Origin of the sequence: Enterobacter sp. A103 (assembly GCF_034427535.1) — a bacterium.
GTDB lineage: Bacteria > Pseudomonadota > Gammaproteobacteria > Enterobacterales > Enterobacteriaceae > Enterobacter > Enterobacter asburiae_B.
The window spans coordinates 60,951-80,987 of the sequence record NZ_JAXQPQ010000004.1 but is presented as its reverse complement, the minus strand read 5'-3'; the positions used below and the strand labels follow the sequence as shown (position 1 = coordinate 80,987).

Annotated in this window: 14 protein-coding genes; 2 read left to right on the top strand and 12 right to left on the bottom strand. The window is 57.2% G+C overall.

Going from position 1 to position 20,037, the window contains the following annotated elements:
• Window positions 1-22: 22 nt before the first annotated feature.
• Window positions 23-1,042 (top strand): M4 family metallopeptidase, encoded by a 1,020-nt coding sequence (locus tag SPH27_RS13020; RefSeq protein ID WP_039263733.1) that lies wholly within the window; start codon window positions 23-25, stop codon window positions 1,040-1,042.
• Window positions 1,043-1,393: a protealysin inhibitor emfourin gene (locus SPH27_RS13015; RefSeq protein ID WP_033146198.1), complete on the top strand. Its 351-nt coding sequence runs from the start codon at window positions 1,043-1,045 to the stop codon at window positions 1,391-1,393.
• On the opposite strand, the gene SPH27_RS13010 is transcribed toward SPH27_RS13015, so the two are convergent.
• The 12 genes from SPH27_RS13010 to SPH27_RS12955 all read right to left on the bottom strand — a co-directional run bounded on the left by SPH27_RS13010 (window position 1,390) and on the right by SPH27_RS12955 (window position 19,932).
• Window positions 1,390-1,611, bottom strand: a complete 222-nt coding sequence (locus SPH27_RS13010) for a zinc ribbon domain-containing protein (protein ID WP_023308796.1) — start codon at window positions 1,609-1,611, stop codon at window positions 1,390-1,392. The two genes, SPH27_RS13015 and SPH27_RS13010, sit on opposite strands and share 4 nt — an antisense overlap.
• Window positions 1,612-1,669: 58 nt before the next feature.
• A complete protein-coding gene (locus tag SPH27_RS13005) occupies window positions 1,670-3,211 on the bottom strand; it encodes a peptide MFS transporter (protein ID WP_023308797.1) in 1,542 nt (513 codons plus the stop codon).
• 300 nt (window positions 3,212-3,511) lie between these two features.
• The gene (der, locus tag SPH27_RS13000; protein ID WP_023308811.1) at window positions 3,512-4,984 is read right to left on the bottom strand and encodes a ribosome biogenesis GTPase Der; all 1,473 of its coding nucleotides are present in this window, start codon (window positions 4,982-4,984) and stop codon (window positions 3,512-3,514) included.
• 112 nt (window positions 4,985-5,096) lie between these two features.
• Window positions 5,097-6,275 carry an outer membrane protein assembly factor BamB gene (gene bamB / locus SPH27_RS12995; protein ID WP_182071370.1) on the bottom strand — a complete coding sequence of 393 codons (1,179 nt, stop codon included), beginning with the start codon at window positions 6,273-6,275 and terminating at the stop codon, window positions 5,097-5,099.
• A gap of 10 nt (window positions 6,276-6,285) precedes the next feature.
• Window positions 6,286-6,906, bottom strand: coding sequence for a YfgM family protein (locus SPH27_RS12990; RefSeq protein WP_039263736.1), 621 nt, complete (start codon window positions 6,904-6,906; stop codon window positions 6,286-6,288).
• A 13-nt stretch (window positions 6,907-6,919) separates the two neighbouring features.
• Complete coding sequence (gene hisS, locus SPH27_RS12985; RefSeq protein ID WP_032622984.1) at window positions 6,920-8,194, bottom strand: histidine--tRNA ligase; 1,275 nt, start codon at window positions 8,192-8,194, stop codon at window positions 6,920-6,922.
• Window positions 8,195-8,274: 80 nt separating this feature from the next.
• The gene (ispG, locus tag SPH27_RS12980) at window positions 8,275-9,393 is read right to left on the bottom strand and encodes a flavodoxin-dependent (E)-4-hydroxy-3-methylbut-2-enyl-diphosphate synthase (RefSeq protein ID WP_023308814.1); all 1,119 of its coding nucleotides are present in this window, start codon (window positions 9,391-9,393) and stop codon (window positions 8,275-8,277) included.
• Window positions 9,394-9,422: 29 nt separating this feature from the next.
• Entirely contained in the window at window positions 9,423-10,436 is a 1,014-nt protein-coding gene (gene rodZ, locus SPH27_RS12975; RefSeq protein ID WP_045888289.1) for a cytoskeleton protein RodZ, read from the bottom strand.
• 293 nt (window positions 10,437-10,729) lie between these two features.
• A complete protein-coding gene (locus SPH27_RS12970; protein WP_014171168.1) occupies window positions 10,730-11,896 on the bottom strand; it encodes a bifunctional tRNA (adenosine(37)-C2)-methyltransferase TrmG/ribosomal RNA large subunit methyltransferase RlmN in 1,167 nt (388 codons plus the stop codon).
• Between the two features lie 169 nt (window positions 11,897-12,065).
• Window positions 12,066-12,497: a nucleoside-diphosphate kinase gene (ndk, locus tag SPH27_RS12965; protein WP_003860625.1), complete on the bottom strand. Its 432-nt coding sequence runs from the start codon at window positions 12,495-12,497 to the stop codon at window positions 12,066-12,068.
• Window positions 12,498-12,653: 156 nt separating this feature from the next.
• Window positions 12,654-14,978 carry a peptidoglycan glycosyltransferase PbpC gene (gene pbpC, locus SPH27_RS12960; RefSeq protein ID WP_182071371.1) on the bottom strand — a complete coding sequence of 775 codons (2,325 nt, stop codon included), beginning with the start codon at window positions 14,976-14,978 and terminating at the stop codon, window positions 12,654-12,656.
• A gap of 1 nt (window position 14,979) precedes the next feature.
• Entirely contained in the window at window positions 14,980-19,932 is a 4,953-nt protein-coding gene (locus tag SPH27_RS12955) for an alpha-2-macroglobulin family protein (protein ID WP_182071372.1), read from the bottom strand.
• Between the last annotated feature and the right edge of the window lie 105 nt (window positions 19,933-20,037).

The window sequence follows — 20,037 nt, the reverse complement described above, 5'->3', positions numbered from 1 at the left end:
CTTTTTTAATAAGGAGAGCAGCATGCCCCATCTTCATAGCGTTATTCCCCCTTATATTCTTCGTCGTATTATCGAAAGCGGTTCCGAGCCGCAGCAGCGCTGTGCCCGTCAGACCTTAACCCACGTCCAGACGCTGATGGCCCACATGCCCGGCAAACCCGCCGCGCCGCACGTGAATAAAGCCGGGCAGCTGGAGCGCGATATTTACGACGCGAAGCATACCCAGGAGCTGCCGGGTACCCAGGTGCGTTACGAAGGCCAACCATCGAACGGCGATGTGGCGGTGGATGAAGCCTACGATTATTTAGGTATTACCCATGATTTCTTCTGGAAAGAATATCAGCGCGATTCGCTCGATAATAAAGGGCTTATTTTGACCGGCACCGTTCACTATGGCCGGGAATATCAGAACGCCTTCTGGAACGGTCAGCAGATGGTATTTGGCGACGGCGACGGGGAAATATTTAACCGCTTTACCATCGCCATCGACGTGGTAGCGCACGAGTTGAGCCACGGCGTGACCGAGACCGAAGCCGGGCTTATCTATTTTGAACAGTCGGGCGCGCTGAACGAGTCTCTGTCGGACGTGTTTGGCTCGCTGGTCAAACAGTACCATCTGAAGCAAACCGCCGATAAAGCAGACTGGCTCATTGGTGAAGGGTTGCTGGCGAAAGGGATCAACGGCAAAGGGCTGCGCTCAATGTCTGAACCCGGCACCGCCTATGACGATCCCCTGCTCGGCAAAGACCCGCAGCCTGCGCACATGAAAGATTTCATTAAAACGCGCGAGGATAACGGCGGCGTGCACCTGAACTCCGGCATCCCCAACCGGGCATTTTATCTGGCCGCGACGGCGATCGGCGGCTACGCCTGGGAAAAAGCGGGTTATGCCTGGTACGACACGGTTTGCGATCGCAAACTGGCGCAGGATGCGGATTTTGAGGCCTTCGCAAAGCTGACGATCGCGCACGGAGAGAAACGCTCCGGCAGCGACGCTGGTGCGGCCATTAAACAAGCCTGGGAACAGGTGGGAGTGTTGTAAATGCAGGTTCCGGAACTGACGGATGACGCCGTGGTTGAGCTGGCCCGGGAAGGCGGCGTCGCTTTTATTCCCAAGCTGAGTGGACAGCGCACCATCGCGCTCTCCTCGCTCAATGAGGCCCAGCGCCAGCGCCTGGTGAGCATCCTGGAGCAGGCTTTTCCACGCGGTCAGCCGCCCGGGCAAGCTTCTTCACCCGGCAGCGGCGACCAGCGCTATTTCCGCATCCAGATTGTCTGGACCGGGCAAAATCAGGCGCACTACGCCGATATCATCGTGCTGGTGCCCGAGCAGGAAGCGCCCGAGTCGCTGGTCGAGTTGTGGAAGAAAGGCGAAGGCTGCGTCTGCGATTAACCTTCGGCCCGAACAAACTCCACGCGTTTTTTAGAGATAAGACCGTGGCCGTTCTGGCAGAAATAGTCCACCGCACCGCAGGCTTTTAATACCTGGAGTGGCTGATGGCACTCCGGGCAGCGGGCTTCAAGCGCAATATCTTTATTACAGCTGTCGCAGTGCGCTACGCCGTTCTGGGGCTCCAGCGGTGCCTGGCATTCCGGGCAGGTAATCGACATATTCTCTCCTGTTGGGTTTTACCGGGACAGGATAACTGCCCCGGTAGGCTGAACATTATCAGGCTTCAGCTGCCGGTTTAGTCTGCGCATTTTCCAGCATGCGGCGCACCGGAACAATAAGGACGATCAGTACCGCGGCACAAATCAGCAGCGCGATGGAGCAGCGAGCGAAGAGATCCGGCAGCATATCCAGCTGGTCGGCCTTCACGTGGCCGCCAATCAGGCCCGCAGCCAGGTTACCCAGCGCGCTGGCGCAGAACCACAGCCCCATCATCTGGCCGCGCATTCTTTCCGGCGCAAGCAGCGTCATGGTCGCCAGGCCAATCGGACTCAGGCACAGTTCGCCGAGCGTCAGCATCAGGATGCTGCCCACCAGCCAGAACGGCGACACGCCCGCTCCACCGCTGCTCAGCACGTTCTGTGCCGCCAGCATCATCAGGCCAAAGCCTGCCGCCGCGCACAAAATACCAATAACGAACTTGGTGATGCTGCTCGGGCGAATGTTTTTGCTCGCGAGCTTCGGCCATGCCCAGCTAAACACCGGTGCCAGCAGGATGATGAACAGGGCGTTGATTGACTGGAACCACACCGCCGGGATTTCAAAATCGCCAATCATGCGGTTAGTGTAGTCGTTGGCAAACAGGTTAAACGAGGTTGGCTTCTGCTCAAACGCGGACCAGAAGAACGCCGCTGAAATCAGCAGAATAAAGCAGACCAACAGCCTGGCGCGCTCTTTACGGTTCAGCCCCGCAAAGACAAACAGATAAATAAAGTAGAGGGCAACGGACGCCGCAATCACGTAGACCAGCACGCTGGCTACCGCGACCGGGTTAATCACAATCACGCCCTGCGCAATCAGCGTCACGATCGTTGCCACGCCTGCCGCCAGTGCCAGCAGCCAAACGCCCACGCCGTTACGCTTCACCACCGGGCTGTTCCAGGTAGAGTCGAGGCCGACTTCGCCGTCATAGCGTTTCATTGCCGGAACGGCAAACACGCGGAAGATAATCAGCGCCACCAGCATCCCGATACCGCCTATACCAAAGCCCCAGTGCCAGCCGTGGGTTTTGATCAGCCAGCCGGAAATCAGCGGCGCGATAAACGAGCCCATGTTGATGCCCATATAGAACAGCGAGAAACCGCCGTCACGACGCGCGTCGCCTTTTTTATACAGGGTGCCGACCATCACCGAGATACAGGTTTTGAACAGCCCTGAGCCAAGCACGATGAACATCAGGCCGATAAAGAACAGGTTGTTCCCCATCACCGCAGAGAGCGCGATCGACAGGTGGCCGAGCGCAATCAGGATCGAACCGTACCAGACGGCTCTCTGCTGACCGAGCCAGTTATCGGCCAGCCAGCCGCCCGGCAGCGCGGCCAGGTACATGGTACCGGCAAAGATACCGACAATCGCCGAGGCGTTTTCACGCGCCAGGCCCATCCCGCCGTCATAGACGGTGGCGGCCATAAACAGGATCAGTAACGGACGAATACCGTAAAACGAGAAGCGCTCCCACATCTCGGTGAAGAACAGGGAACCGAGCGGATACGGATGGCCGAAGAACGTTCGGCTCTCTTTTTGATTAACAGTGGATTGCATAATTCTCCCGAAAGGTATGTCGTCGTGCTTGTAAACACCAGCAGGTACGCCGGCCAGTTACGTATCTGGCCGATTTTTTACATGCGGCGAAAAGTTAGTTAACCATTTGATAACCAGGCGCTAGTTTTGTCTAGTACCAGACCCTGGACTTTAAGATGAAAATTCGACGATTGTCTACTTTCTTAGATTTAAACTTGGTTAAAAGTGAATAGTGATTGACTTCACACAGAGAAAACTGGCGGTATGATTGGACAAAAAAAAGCCCGCGATAAACGCGGGCTTTCGTGAAGCAGGTAAAGCTTATTTGCTTTTCTTAATGTGCTTAATCAAGCGCTTACGCTTACGCATCTGGTTTGGCGTCAGGGTGTTGCGCTTGTTGGCAAACGGGTTTTCCCCTTCCTTGAACTGGATACGGATAGGCGTGCCCATTACGTCCAGCGATTTACGGAAGTAGTTCATCAGATAGCGCTTGTAGGAATCCGGCAGGTCTTTCACCTGGTTGCCGTGAATTACTACGATTGGCGGGTTATAACCACCGGCGTGGGCATATTTCAGCTTCACGCGACGGCCGCGCACCAGCGGCGGCTGATGGTCTTCTGCAGCCATATTCATGATGCGCGTCAGCATCGCGGTGCTCTGACGACGGGTGGAGCTGTCGTACGCTTCACGCACGGATTCGAACAGGTTACCCACACCGCTGCCGTGCAGCGCCGAGATAAAGTGCACGCGGGCGAAGTCGATAAAGCCCAGACGGAAGTCGAGAGTCTCTTTCACCTGCTCGCGCACTTCATTGCTCAGGCCATCCCACTTGTTGACCACGATAACCAGTGAGCGCCCACTATTGAGGATAAAGCCGAGCAGAGAGAGGTCCTGATCGGAGATACCTTCGCGTGCGTCGATGACCAGCAGCACAACGTTGGCATCTTCGATCGCCTGCAGGGTTTTGATAACGGAGAATTTTTCCACCACATCGGTGATTTTCCCGCGCTTACGCACCCCGGCGGTGTCGATGAGGACATACTCGCGCTCGTCGCGCTGCATAGGGATGTAGATACTGTCACGGGTGGTGCCCGGCATGTCGTAAACGACCACGCGCTCTTCACCCAGAATACGGTTAGTAAGCGTAGACTTACCTACGTTTGGACGACCCACGATGGCCAGCTTGATCGGCAGGTCCTGCGGGTTGAAGTCATCTTCAGGCTCTTCTTCGCCCTCTTCTCCGTCTTCGAACTGCGCCCAGTATTCAGCGTCTTCGTCTACTTCTTCCGGCGGGTTTACTTCGTCCACCCACGGCAGCAGAACGGTTTCCAAAAGGCTGGTCACGCCACGGCCATGCGATGCCGCAATCGGGTAGATTTCACCCAGACCCAGAGACCAGAAATCCGCGACGGCCTGATCGGCATCGATGCCGTCAGTTTTGTTCGCCACCAGGAAGGTCGGCTTTTCGCGTGAACGTAGGTGTTTGGCAATAGCGGAGTCCGCCGGCATCAGGCCAGCGCGCGCATCCACCATAAACAGCACCACATCCGCCTCTTCAATCGCCAGCAGCGACTGTTCCGCCATGCGGGTTTCAACGCCGTCTTCTGTGCCGTCAATACCACCGGTATCAATACAGATGAACTCGCGTCCTTCCACCTCTGCACGACCGTACTTACGGTCACGCGTCAGCCCCGGGAAATCCGCAACCAGCGCATCACGGGTGCGTGTTAAACGGTTAAAAAGAGTGGATTTTCCAACGTTAGGGCGCCCGACAAGCGCGACCACAGGTACCATGTTTGAAGCCTCATAAAATTCAAAATAACGTCGCTTTCGCGGCGTTTTTAAAAATGTCAAAACGGCTCCTGAGTGAACAGGAGCCGTTTAGTATACTACAACCGCCGGGTAATTAACGCGTGATCGCGTACAGCGTGCCGTCTTTTGCCTGAATCAGCAGTTTGCCGTCGGCCACAACCGGATCGGTCAGGAAACCAGAGCTGTCGACTTTTTGCTGTGCAACAAAGCGGCCGTTATCCGGATCGATCCAGTGCATATACCCTTCGCTGTCGCCAACCACCAGGCTACCGTTGTACAGCGCAGGCGCGGTCAGCAGGCGGTGCAGCAGATCGCTTTGCGTCCACAGCGTCACGCCGCCTTCGGTGCTCAGCGCCAGCAGACGGTCGTTCTGATCGACCATATAGATGCGGTTACCCTCAACGATGAAATCGTTCACAGAGCCCAGCTCACGTTTCCACATGATCTGGCCGCTGCGCAGATCCAGCGCGGTCAGGTTGCCGTTATAGGCCAGCGCGTAAACCACACCGTTCACGATGACCGGCGTTGTGTCTACGTCGCTCAGGCGGTCGATTTCCGTTGAGCCAGTAGCCTGAGAGATACGCTGCTGCCAGATCATCTGACCCTGCTGCATCAGCACGGCGCTCACGCGACCGTTGTCACCGCCCACAATGGCAGCACCAAATGCGGTAGCCGGTGCTGATTCGCCGCGCAGAGAGAGCGCAGGCATATCCAGGTTAACGGTCCATTTCACCAGACCGTCAGCTTCGTTCAGCGCCTGCAGCTGGCCGTTGCTGGTATGAATCAGCACCAGGCCGTCGCTCACCACCGGGCGAGACAGGGATTCACCCGCTACGGTTGTTTGCCAGGCAATGGAGCCGTCGCTGCTGTTCAGCGCATAAACCTGCGCTTTTTCGCTGCCCACGTAAACATGGCCACCGGCAACGGTCAGACCGCCAGACAGCAGTGCAGGTTTACGGGAGAACCAGCCGTCTTTTTCCGCTAGGTTAACGGACCATACTTCTTTCCCGTCATCGGCGTTCACCGCTTTCACGGTACCTTTGCGGTCAGCGGCATAGACAATGCTGTCTGCATACGCAGGATGAAGGTTGGAATAGAAATCACCAATCCCATTGCCCACGGAGACATCCCACGCAGTGGATGGGGTAAACTGGTTTTCAACCGTCGGCAGTGGGGACATTTTCACAACGTCTTCTTCGCCACTGAAGAGTGAACAACCACTCAATAACGTAACAGAAAGCAGTCCTGGCAGAAGTAATTTACGCAATTGCATCGGGTCCCTCTCAGACGGACAAATTATTTATTTTCATCTGCATCATTTCGCTCAGCGCAGGTGAAGCATTGCTCTCTACGCCAGCTTGCCACGCTTTACGCGCGCCCGCTTTGTCACCTTTGCTCAGCAGTGCTTCACCGCGCAGATCGGCAACGATGGCAGCAAAACCTTCGCCTTTGATGGTATCGAGCGTTTTCAGCGCATCGTCAGCTTTTTTCTGCTGAACCTGAATACGTGCCAGGCGCAGATTGATCACCGCTTTCAGGTTCTCATCGCTGGCCGCAGCAAGGCTCTGCGAGAGCTGTGCAGCGGCTTTATCCAGTTCGTTCTTATCAACGTACTGCTGAGCCACTTCCAGCGCAGCCAGTGCACCGTAGGTGTTTTTGTTGTCAGCCGCAAATTTTTCTGCCGCAGTCAGCGTTTGCGGCTGATCGGCACGAATTGCGCTCACGGTATTTTCATAGGACAGAGACGCGCCGCGCGCGGAATCCGCCTGATGATTGTTCCAGTAACGCCAGCCCACCAGCGCACCGATACCTAAAACAACCCCAACAACCAGCGCTTTGCCGTTTTCAACAAAGAAGCGCTTAATCGCGTCGACCTGATCGTGTTCGTTCTCGTAAATTTCCACGCAGTCCTTCTCCTTAGCCCAATAGAGTGCGCAAGTGCGCCGCAACGCCGTCCTGCGTTACCGTTGTCTGCTCACCAGAGCGCAGGTCCTTCACCACCACTTCGCCGTTAGCCACTTCGGACTCGCCCAGCACCAGTGCAATACTTGCGCCCCACTTATCGGCACGAGCAAACTGTTTTTTAAAGTTGCCGCCGCCATGGTTGGTCATCAGCTTAACGCCCGGCAGCGCATCGCGCACGCGTTCGGCAAGCTGCATCGCCGCAGACTGCGTTTCCGCGCCTGAAGCCACCAGGTATATATCGACAACGGAATCTGCTTTAAATTCCGGATTAACTGCCTGAACCAGCAAAACAAGTCGCTCAAGGCCCATCGCGAAGCCAACAGCAGGGGCTGCGCGACCGCCAAGCTGCTCAACCAGACCGTCATAACGGCCGCCCGCGCACACGGTGCCCTGAGAACCGAGGCTGGTGGTCACCCACTCAAACACGGTGCGGTTGTAGTAGTCCAGACCGCGCACCAGGCGCTGATTCACGGTATAGGCGATGCCTGCCGCTTCAAGCAGCTTGCACAGGCCCGCGAAGTGTTCGCGAGATTCTTCATCCAGGTAGTCACCCAGCGCAGGCGCATCGTTCAGCAGTGCCTGAACATCCGCGTTTTTGGAATCCAGAACGCGCAGCGGGTTGCTGTACATGCGACGTTTGCAGTCTTCGTCCAGCTTCTCTTTATGCTGTTCCAGGAACGCCACCAGCGCATCGCGGTAGTTAGCGCGTGCTTCCAGAGAACCGATAGAGTTCAGCTCAAGAGAAACGTGATCGGCGATACCGAGGGCGCGCCACCAGCGGGCGGTCAGCATAATCAGTTCAGCGTCGATGTCCGGGCCCTGCAGGCCAAAGACTTCCACACCCAGCTGATTGAACTGACGATAACGACCTTTCTGAGGACGTTCGTGGCGGAACATCGGGCCGATATACCACAGGCGCTGCTCCTGATTGTACAGAAGACCATGTTCGATGCCGGCGCGTACGCAGCCCGCCGTACCTTCCGGACGCAGGGTCAGGCTGTCGCCGTTGCGGTCCTCAAAGGTGTACATCTCTTTTTCAACCACGTCGGTGACTTCACCGATCGCGCGCTTGAATAACGGGGTCTGCTCTACAATCGGCAAACGGATTTCGCTGTAACCGTAGCTGCCGAGCACCTGCTTCAGTGTGCCTTCAATGCGCTGCCAGATGGCGGTTTCGCCAGGCAGATAATCGTTCATGCCGCGGATGGCTTGAATGTTTTTTGCCACGTTTATTCTCTTTCTATATACAAAAAAAACCCAAAGAATGGGTTCAATCATACATGGGAAGCGGCACGCTTCCCATCACGTTATTTTTCAACCTGCTGAACGCTGATACGCTGTGTTTCGTCCATCATGGCGGCTTTGGCGCGGATGCGGGCTTCGAGCTGGTCGATCATGTCGCTATTATCCAGACGATCTTTACGAACGCCATCTTCATAGAGACCACTTTTCTTGTTACCGCCGGTCACGCCCAGGGTTGACACCAGCGCTTCACCCGGACCATTTACCACGCAGCCGATGATGGAGACGTCCATCGGGGTGATAATATCTTCCAGACGCTGCTCAAGGGCATTCACCGTCCCGATCACATCAAACTCCTGACGCGAGCAGGTTGGGCAGGCAATGAAGTTGATCCCACGCGCGCGAATGCGCAGTGACTTCAGGATATCGAAACCGACTTTGATCTCTTCGACCGGATCGGCCGCCAGCGAGACGCGCAGGGTGTCACCGATGCCTTCAGAGAGCAGTAGCCCCAGACCGATCGCGGATTTTACAGAGCCGCTGCGCAGGCCGCCCGCTTCGGTGATCCCGAGGTGTAGAGGCTGGTCGATCTGTTTTGCCAGCAGACGATAAGACTCTACCGCCAGGAACACGTCGGACGCTTTTACGCTGACTTTGAACTGATCGAAGTTAAGACGATCGAGATGATCGACATGACGCATGGCGGATTCGAGCAGCGCCTGTGGCGTCGGCTCGCCGTATTTTTCCTGCAGGTCTTTTTCCAGGGAACCGGCGTTAACGCCGATACGGATAGGAATATTTTTATCGCGGGCGCAGTCCACGACCATGCGGATACGCTCTTCGTTACCGATGTTGCCCGGGTTAATGCGCAGGCAATCGACGCCGTATTCGGCCACTTTCAGTGCGATGCGGTAGTCGAAGTGGATATCAGCCACCAGCGGAACGCTGACCTGCTGTTTGATCAGTTTGAACGCCTCAGCGGCATCCATGGTCGGGACGGAGACGCGAACAATGTCCGCGCCTACACGTTCTAATGCTTTGATTTGATTGACCGTCGCTTCCACATCAGTAGTGCGCGTATTGGTCATCGACTGAACGGCGATAGGTGCCCCATCGCCGATTGGCACATTCCCAACGTAAATCCGTTTCGATTTTCTACGTTGAATCGGAGCCTGGTTATGCATGAAAAATCTCCCGCGTTGCCCGTCGTCTGTTACTGTGCTGCTGATTGTTCGGCATTAACGGTAAGACGTGCAACCTGGTTAGTTCTGATAAAGCGGCTCAGGTCGACAGGTTTTCCTTGATACTGGATCTGTACCGCTGCCGGAGCGCCGATTTTAAGTTTATAGGGAGCCTGGCCGGTTAGGTTTAACGTGCCATCTTTACGCTGCAGGCCGCTGAACAGTTTTTTACCTGTCGCGTCAGTCACTTCCAGCCAGCAGTCGGCGCTGAAGTTCATCACCAGCGCGTTGGGATCGGCTGCTGTTGCCGTCCCCGCCGGGCTGGTTGGCAGAGACGCTGCGCTATTGTCTGCAGGCTGAGTAGCCGCAGGCGCGTTCGCCGCAGTATCAACATTCGCCTGAGAAGGGGCAACAACCGCGTTTTGATCCTGAGACTGCGGCGCTGCGGTGTTAGCCGTTGCTGCCGGAGCCTGTGCTGCATCGGTCGCCGACGCGTCTGGCGCTGCGGTCTGTGGCTCGCTTGAGGACGCTGCACCGTCGGTATTCAGCGGCACGTTCTGGGCATTCTCACTTCCGGCCTGGTTGAGTTCGGCAGAGGATTGATCGGCCATGGTGGTAATCTCTTCCTGCTGGGCCTTGTGGTTTTGCCACCACCATGCGCCGGTCAGACCGATCACCACAAACAGTACCAGCCAGGTAAAGCTCATCAGCCAGCCATCGCGTTTTTTACGACGTTTCCCCAGGGAGAAGGTCTGCATCGGCGCAACTTTTGCTGCACGGACCGGCGCCTGCTTCTCCATCATTGGCAGTAATTCGTTTTCGGGGATATGGACCAGTTTTGCGTAAGAGCGGATATAACCGCGCAAGAACGTTGAAGCCAGATCGGCAGGTGCCTTATCTTCTTCAATATCGCGAACCGTGGAAACCTTCAGGCACAAGCGTTCCGCAACGGCTTGCTGGCTGAGTCCGAGTTGTTCACGGGCGTTGCGAAGACGAACGCCAGTGGAGAGTGCTTCATGTTGGTCGTGAGTGGCTTCAGTATTCATTCGCTACAACTACTGGTACGTGAAAAATAAGGGTTCAGGTGCCGGTGAGTCACAATGCCACCCGCACCGCGAAACTTCTGGTCAGTTAACCTTGAACAGAGAGTATAAGACTGTCAGCCCGGAGATGACAGTACAGCCCTGCCCGTACGGCTAAACTGTTGTTACGTCGTTACATACTGCCCGAAAGTCGGATGAAACGCACCGTAATTATTGTTCAGTCATCACGAATCTGACTGATTATTCAGTAAGACCAGGCTTCACGGCGCAGATAATGCGCCGTGAGTGCATAATAATCAAACAGCTTTAACCGCGATCGTCTCGCCCTGCATGCGTTTACGCAGGGTACGTTTGGTACGGTCAATAACATCACCAGCCAGCTGTCCGCATGCTGCATCAATGTCATCACCACGGGTTTTACGCACGATAGTGGTGAAACCATACTCCATCAGCACCTTGGAGAAACGGTCGATACGGCTGTTCGAGCTACGGCCATACGGCGCGCCCGGGAACGGGTTCCATGGGATCAGGTTGATTTTGCATGGCGTATCTTTCAGCAGTTCAGCCAGCTGATGCGCATGTTCGGTACCGTCGTTGACGTGGTCAAGCATCACGTACTCGATGGTGACGCGGCCCTGGTTGGCGTTGGATTTCTCCAGATAGCGACGCACCGCAGCGAGGAAGGTTTCGATATTGTACTTTTTGTTGATCGGCACAATTTCGTCACGAATTTCGTCGTTTGGTGCATGCAGGGAGATCGCCAGCGCAACGTCAATCATATCGCCCAGCTTGTCCAGCGCAGGCACAACGCCTGAGGTAGACAGCGTTACGCGACGCTTGGACAGACCAAAACCGAAGTCATCCAGCATGATTTCCATCGCCGGAACGACGTTGGTCAGGTTCAGCAGCGGCTCACCCATCCCCATCATCACCACGTTGGTGATAGGACGCGTACCGGTTACTTTTGCCGCACCGACGATTTTCGCGGCACGCCAGACCTGGCCGATAATTTCTGACACGCGCAGGTTACGGTTAAAGCCTTGCTGCGCGGTTGAGCAGAATTTGCACTCCAGCGCACAGCCTACCTGAGAGGAGACACACAGCGTGGCGCGGTCTTCTTCCGGGATGTAGACGGTCTCAACGCGCTGATCGCCTACCGCAATCGCCCATTTGATGGTGCCATCTGCGGAGCGCTGTTCTTCCACCACTTCCGGTGCGCGGATTTCAGCCACTTCCTTGAGCTTGTTGCGCAGGACCTTGTTGATGTCAGTCATGTCATCAAAATTGTCGCTGCAGTAATGGTACATCCACTTCATGACCTGATCGGCACGAAACGGCTTTTCGCCCATCTCTTTAAAGAACTCGCGCATCTGCTGACGGTTCAGATCCAGCAGGTTGATTTTTCCATTTTTATTGGGAACCGCAGGAATGGCGACTTCGGAGGTATTCACTAATTCAGACATAATATTTTCCGGCCTCGTTGTTACACGTTATGGCCCATGGAGGGTTGAATAGAAACGCCCCGGAAAGCAGTCTGCTCGTCCGGGGCGTTGCATTGTACAAAGTCTGGCGCAGGGATGCCACGTCTGGACGCGGCATTTACGAAAATAATGTGTAAACGAAACCGTTAAATTAACGGGTGCGTGGACACACTTCACCTTCTGCGAAGAAGAAAGCGATTTCGCGTGCAGCAGATTCAACAGAGTCAGAACCGTGGGTACCGTTCTCGGTGAAGCTGTCTGCGTAGTCAGCGCGCAGAGTACCTGCCAGCGCGTTGTCCGGGTTGGTTGCGCCCAGCAGGTCACGGTGACGCTGTACTGCGTTTTCGCCTTCCAGCACGGATACCACGATTGGACCGGAGGTCATGAACTCAACCAGGCCGTCAAAGAATGGGCGACCTTCGTGCTCAGCGTAGAAACCGCGAGCCTGCTCAACGGTCAGGTGCAGCATTTTGGTGCCAACAATTTTGAACCCTGCAGATTCAAAGCGAGCGAAGATGCTGCCAATAACGTTTTTTGCCACCGCGTTTGGTTTGATGATGGAAAAAGTACGTTCAATAGCCATGATAACCTCTGTCAATGTTCTGTTGTTTTGCATACCTGAGTATGGTGTGGCGCGGATTATAATGAGCAATAGCGCCATTGCCTATGGATTCAGGTAACATTTTTTTAAAATAAGACGAGTTTTAGCAACAGCTCACATCAGAAAGCTATTTTCAGGTCACTGCAGCGTAAAATTCACCGTCGCGACCTGACCGGTCTCATCCATAACGAGTAATTGATAATCGCCCGATTTATCAAGCTGTAATGTGTAAACTCTTCCCTTCACATTCAGCGGTTCACCGTTCAAAAACCACCAGCGCTCACCGCTATTGCCGGTCGCCTGAAGCGGCAGCGAAACGCGGGATTCCCCCGGCAGACGTTTGATGACGGCCCCTTCACGCACGCCTGTCAGGATCAGTGGCGCAGGTGCGTCCTGCGACAGCGGAGGACAGGTGGTTGAGGAAGGAGGGACCCGTACCGCGCGACGCTCGGTCGCCGGCAGCCACGGCTCCAGCGGCAGCGGCCAGACATCCAGGACTTTTTCAGTTGCATCAGGGCAATCTGCCGCCACGCGTTTACCCGTTTTATCCAGCCAGACCGGGAAGCGAATGCCGCGTATGCCTTCCTGTTCGGGCAATAGCAGCGTGGGCGGTTCACTCCCTTCCAGCAGCCAGGTCGACAGGCGACGCCGACAGTTTTCACTCCCTTCCGGCAGCGACTGGCCGCCCGGCCAGCAGATCACGCCCCGCCCGACGCTCTCCGGACGCGGGTCGCGCGGCAGGCGGGCTTCGTCTACCGTTGAGCGTGACTGAAGCAGATTATTTACCTGATTTAAGAGTGGAACTGCGCTGGCGAAACCAAACTGCCCCGCTACGGGCGTGCCGTCCGGTCGTCCTGTCCAGATGCCTATTACGTAACGGGCATTCAGACCAATCGCCCATGCATCACGGTAGCCGTAGCTGGTGCCGGTTTTCCACGCCAGCGGCGCGATCTGCGGTAACGCATTATCCGGCAGCGGCTGCGCCTCGTTCGCCAGAATACGGCGAATAATCCACGCCGAGCCTTGCGACAGCAGCGGACGTTCAATGAGCGGATCGCCCGGCTGTAACCGCAGCCTTCCCGCCTTACCGTGTCGGGCAAACGCGCTGTAGGCCGCGGCGATATCGGCCAGCCGGGCGCCTGCCCCTCCGAGGATCAGGGACAGATTTGGCTGCGCCCCCGCAGGCAGGATCAGCGGCAAGCCTGCGTTGCTCAACATCCCGGCAAAACGTTTTGGCCCGTAGGCTTCCAGTACCTGTACCGCGGGCAGGTTGAGGGAGCGCACCAGCGCTTCACTCATGCTGACCGGTCCGTGGAACCCACTGTCAAAATTCCCGGGGCGATAATCACCGGTTTTTCTGGGAACGTCCTGGAGAAGAGAGGCGGGATGGATCAGGCCATCGTCCAGCGCCATACCGTAAATAAAGGGCTTTAAGACCGACCCCGGGGATCGGATCGCATTGACCATATCCACGTGGCTAAAACGCGTGTCATCGTTAATATCCACCGAGCCGACCCAGCCGCGCACTTTCATATCGGTGTGATCCACGACGATCATCGCCAGCGAGCTGCGTGCCGGCAGGCGAGATTTCCAGTTCATCGCCAGTTCTTCCAGCTGCCGCTGCAGTCCGGCATCCAGCGTGGTGATAATTTTTGCGTCGCGACTTTTGCCGAGCATCATGCGCGCAAAGAGCGGCGCCAGCTGCGGCATCTGTCGGGGCGCCAGCCATACCGATTCTTCCCGTGATTCTTTAACCTGCTTCGCGGACCAGACGCCCTGCGTTACCATGCGGACGAGCACTTTGTTGCGCGCCGCCTCGGCCCGTTCAGGCCAGCGGTCCGGACGCAAGCGGCTGGGTGCCTGCGGCAGTACCGCCAGCAGCGCCGCTTCGGAATAGCTGAGCTGCGACGGCGGTTTGCCGAGATAGGTCCAGCTTGCCGCCCCGACGCCCTGCAGCGTGCCGCCAAACGGAGCGCGGTTGAGGTAAAGGGTGAGAATGTCGCGTTTGGAAAGATGCCACTCCAGCTGCATCGCCCGCCAGAGCTGACGAACTTTGCCGCCAAAGGTGCGCGGATGCGGGTCCAGCAGGCGTGCCACCTGCATGGTGAGCGTGCTTCCACCAGAGACGACTTTGCCAGAACTGAGATCCTGCCAGGCAGCGCGCAGGACAGAGAGCGGGTTTACGCCTGGGTGATCCCAGAACCAGCGATCTTCATACTGGATCAGCGCCTCAAGGTAGCGGGGAGAGACCTCTTCAATGGTAACCGGGTAGCGCCAGATCCCGTCGCTATCGGCAAAACGCCAGAGCGGCGTGCCCTTCTCATCTACCACCACCCGGGCGGGATTAACCTCTTTCAGAGGCAACGGCCACAGGCGGTCGGCGGCGACAATCAGCCCCCATAAAACGAGAAGCGCTCCCGCCAGCCATAGCCAGCGGGAGCGTGTCAGACGTGCCATTTGCATATTACGGAACAACAATCAGCGGGCCGCTGGCCGCCCCCGTTGCCCGCCACTGCGGAACGTACATAGACTCCACCATCGGGACCGGCACCTGATAGGTTCCCGGCGTCACGGCACGGGCCAGATAGACCAGCGTGACCGGCTGACCTTCGTTTACCGGCACGGCAGCCACAAAGCGGTCGTCGCGGAACTCCATATGCTGAATATCCGCCTGCTGCATCTGGCTGAGCAGGTTCTGTACCTCACTGCCGCTGTCCTGCAGGCTGGCGCTGCTGCTCGCCAGGTTCTGGTTTTCGAGCTCCAGACCCGCAGGGAGCAGATCCACCACCAGCGCATCCGGCACGTTCTGGCTGGCTTTAACGTCCAGCCACACCAGCACCAGCTCACCGCTCTTCAGCGATGAGAGCGATTTACTGCTGCCGTCGGTTGCCAGGATATGACGTTCAACCTGCAGCACGTTCGAGCTCGGCTGAGGGGCATATTCCGGATAACCGGTGCTGTCCAGGCGTACCCACAGCGGTGTTGTCCCGGTATTGGTCACCTGCAGCGCGCCAAGCTGGTCGCCGTTCACGTTTTGCACCAGTGACTTATCGCCGCCTGATGCGGTCTCAGACAGCGAAGTTTTCGCCTGCCACGCACCAGACAAGGTTTGCAGCGAGCGTCCAGCCAGGAACAGCGCATTGCTCTCCTGCGTTGACAGCCAGCGCTGGCTGAAGGCCTGTTCAGACAGGGCATTCAGCAGCGTATTTTGCGCATCAGGCAGCAGCTTGTACTCCTCCAGAAGAGAGAGCATCAGCGCGTTATCGCGAAGCTGGCTGCCGTAATCGGCCATCCAGTTTTTGCTGTCGTTGCGCGGGGTTTTGAGCGCCAGATCCAGCGCCTGCTGGCTGCGCGGCGCATCGCCCATCAGTTTGAGCGCCATGCCCAGCTGCATCAGCGGCAGCCCGGAAGCCGCCTGGGCGTGACGATCCCAGATTTCACGCAGCGCGCCCAGCGGCGCTTTCTGCTGACGTGCCAGCACCAGCGCGGCATAGGCCTGCACGGCAAACTTGCTGGCCTGAGTATCATCGCTGTAGCGAATGGACATCATGCCCGGATCCTGCAGGTAGCGCAGCAGGCGGTTATTGGCGTTATTCACTGCATCGGCAGGTACGCTGTAACCCTGCTCGCCCGCGCGCACCAGGAAGTCGGTCACGTTGGCCGTCAGCCAGTACTCTTCCGGACCGTTTTTATCCCACAGCGCAAAACCACCGTCTTCACGCTGCATCTGCAGCAGACGGGAGATGCCAATATCAATCGCTGCACGGCGCTTGTCATCGGTGTCGCCCTTGATGCCAAGTGCAGTCAGCTGCGCCGCGTTGGTGTAGAGCGACGGGAACAGGCCACTGGTGGTCTGTTCCAGGCAGCCATACGGGTACGCCTGCAGTTCGCGAATATAGCGCGCCAGGTTAAGCGGTGGTTTGCCGCTCAGCAGCAGTTGCCCCTGCAGGGTAGCAGGAGAGAAACCGTTACTATGTTGCGCCGGTGCGGTCCAGGACTCGCCGGGGTTCAGCATGGTACCGGTATTCACCGTCTGCGCCGGGAATGCCGGACGCACGCCGATTTTCCAGCTCTTCTGCTGCGGTGCGAAAGTCTCGCCCGGAAGCTGCAGGCCCGTAACCTGTGCTGTCACCTCACCGTCACCATAACCCTCCAGCGCACGCACCGGAATAAACAGGGTACTGCGCGCGCCAGGAGACAACTGAACCGGCTGCGGCTGGCCGCCTTCCAGCGACAGTTTTCCTGTCGCGGTCAGGGCGACGTTAAGCGTTTGCGGCTTGTCCGTCAGGTTGGTGAGATCCAGCGTCAGCCGTGAGGTGTCCCCGCTTGCCAGGAAGCGCGGCGTGTTAAGCTCGGTAATGACCGGCGCAGCCACCACAACCTTGCTTTCGCTGCTGCCAAAATCGTCTTCCGTCCAGGCCTGCGCCATCAGACGCAGCTCGCCGTTGAAGTCACCAATCGGCAGCGTAATCGTGCCTTCTCCGTTGGCATCCAGCGTAACCGGCTGTGCCTGCTGGGCAATAATGGTGACGTGGTTCACCGGCGGCTTACCGCCGCGCTTCAGCTCATCACCGTCACCACCAAAGCGCAGCGCGGCCAGGCGGCCCTGCCCTTCGATGACCTGGCCGTAGATATCGTAGATATCCGCGCCGTAGCGTTTCTGACCGAAGAAAGCCTGCCACGGATCGGGCGTAACGTAATCGGTGATGTTCAGCACGCCGCTGTCAACCGCCGAGACCAGGACGTTCACTTTCTGCGGAACCGCACCCTCTTTCACGCTGGCTTTCACCTTCACAGAAAGCGTCTGGTTTGGACGCATTTTCTGCGGGTTATCGAGCGCAATGTTCAGACGACGATTTTCATCGCCCATCGGCAGATGCAGCAGGCCGACCGCGCGTTTCGGCGTGGCGGATTTCGATTTATCCCCAGGACGAACCACCAGCGTACTCAGGTAGAGATCGTGACGTTTCCAGGCTTTGTCGACCGGGATAGCGAGATCAAGCCCGTTTGCCGGGACGTCGATCTCTTTCCACCACAGCGGCCCTTCGCTGGACTCGATCATCGCATAGCCCTTACCTGCTGCCGGCGCTGCAATGTGCAGGTTAATGGTATCGCCTGGCTGATAGGCTGGCTTATCCAGTTTCAGCGTCACGCGGTCAGGACGTGCAGCCCCGGTGCCGTCGCTGTTATCCTGCCAGCTGTAGCCTGCCCAGAAGCGCACGCTGCTGACCATCTCATCAGGCGCTTTAACTTCCAGACGGTATGAGCCCCACTCCACCGGGAAGGTGACTTTACCCGTCTCGTCGGCCTTGAGAGTCAGCTCCTGCTCGCCTTCAACCAGATCTTTCTGATCGAACTGAGACTGCCAGCCTTCGCTCTCAGACCAGTTCCAGAAGTAGTCGCGGCGCTCACGGATCAGGCGTACCTGTAAACCGGAAACCGCCTTTTTCGCTCCGCTGGCATCGGCATAAACGATGTCGAAGCTGGCGTTGCCGTTCTCGTCAACAATCGGTTGGTTGACGGTGGTATCGGTGCGGTAGTCGTAAACGGCTTTACTGGCGAACTGAGGGCGGATACCCGGCAGCTCAGCCGCTGGCCAGATGGCCTGCTCAGCGCGACGCGTCACCGGACGGCCGCCGGACTCCAGCAGGCTGGCCTGCAGGATCAGCTGCAGCGGAGAGTGGACCTCTTTCCACTGGCTTTCGGTGGTTACCTGCCCACGCCCCTGCTCATCCAGCGTAAGCTGAACTTCATCCAGACTGCGGCTCAGGTTCTCCTCAGCGATATCACCAAACTGGAAGCCCGGCAGCGCAGCCACCGCGTCACGCAGCGGACGCAGGAAAAGCTGGCCCTGCAGAGAATTACCGTTGGCCGGTGCGCCATACAGGTAATAGCCCACCACGTTAAAGTCCACGTTATCCTGCGGTGAAACCGGCGTTTTTTGTCCGCTCAGGTTGAGCGCCATACGCTCGGGCATGAAGTCTTCGACGTGGAAGTCCCACAGGCGCTGCAGGTTATCGCCCGTGTTGGCGCGGATATGCCACATACCGGTCTGCGCCCCGCTGTCCAGCGGATAGTTAAAGCGATAGAGCCCGTTCTCTGGCTTGACGACAATCGTACGCGCGACCTGTCCATCCGGGCGCAGCACGTCAAGTTTTACGGGCTGATCGGGAAGCGGCTTACCGTCACTGTCGCGCAGTAAGCCGTTGAGGATCACCGTTTCACCCGGACGATAAAGATCGCGCGGGCCAAACATAAAGAATTGCTTGCTGTAGCCGGGGCGACCGGCAATATCGAACTCCGCCAGATCCAGCGCCGGAAGCTTGAGGTCAAGCAGCGTGGTCTGGCCGTCTTTGCTCGCCAGAATCAGCGCGGCTTCTTTGTCCGTTTCAAGCTTCGCATGACCGTCGGCATCGCTCTTCGCCTCGGCGAGAGTCTGGCCTTTATCGTTCAGCAGCGTGACGGCCACGCCGGACTGCGCCGCACCGTTTTCCAGACTCTGAGTGAAAATATCCAGGCGGTTATGGTAACGGTGAGCGGACAGGCCAATATCGCTTAGGGTAAAGAGCGTTGCGGCGTTGCTGTAGTTATAGTGCCCAGCCTGGTTCATGACCGCGATATAAACGCCAGACTGCTGGAGCGGTTTAATATCCTTCAGGGGCAACAGCAATTTTTCGCGCGTATTGCGCGCCGGATTAAGATCGAATCGACCGGTGTAAACCAGCTCCGCCATCTTCAGCAGGTTATCGGATTCCCAGTTGGTCAGCGAGTTACGGTATTCCCACTGGCTGACAAGGGAGGCCAGCGATTCCGGCTTCACGCGGTAAAAGTTGACATCAACATTGTTGACGTTGAGCGCCATCACCGGCAGACCTTCCACCACCTTGCCCGGCAGGAGCGAGCCGCGGCTGGCAAAACCAACGGTGGGTTCAATGTCCCGGGTAGTCAGGGCTTTTTCATAATCAATGCCGAACGTCGCCTTGTTCAGCGCCTGCAGGTCACGTTCAACGGTGACGACCAGGTTGCGGTTAGGCTCCAGATGGCGCAGGCGAAGCTCTTTCAGGTTAGGCGCAAGTTCCCACGCCCCGTCAACCTTGCCGCTTTTCTTCTCCACGACATGCACCGTTTTGGCGAAATCCTGATCGGGATTCAGCGGAACAGAAAAGGTCAGCACCAGCGTGGCGGCACCGTCGAGCTGAACTTCTGAGGTATCCAGCAACGTCAGCGCTTTTCCCTGACTCCGGGCAGCCAGTTTAGCCAGCGTTTCAGCATTGGGCTTTTCTGCAGCTTTCGGTGTGGATGCGGTGGATACCGCGGGAGCCGCAGCCTGAGTTTTATCGTCGCTGTTATCACAGCCGACAAGCGTAAACGTGGTGAGCAGCGCAAGAGAGAGCGCGGCTAAGCGAAACGGTTTCATCCTTTGTCCCTGGCCCAAGGAGCCTGTTGGTCGTCGTCCGGATAAGTATTATCCGCAAGTTTCATTAATTCAAAAAGGCCAATTTTAAAATCTCGAAAGCGTCTC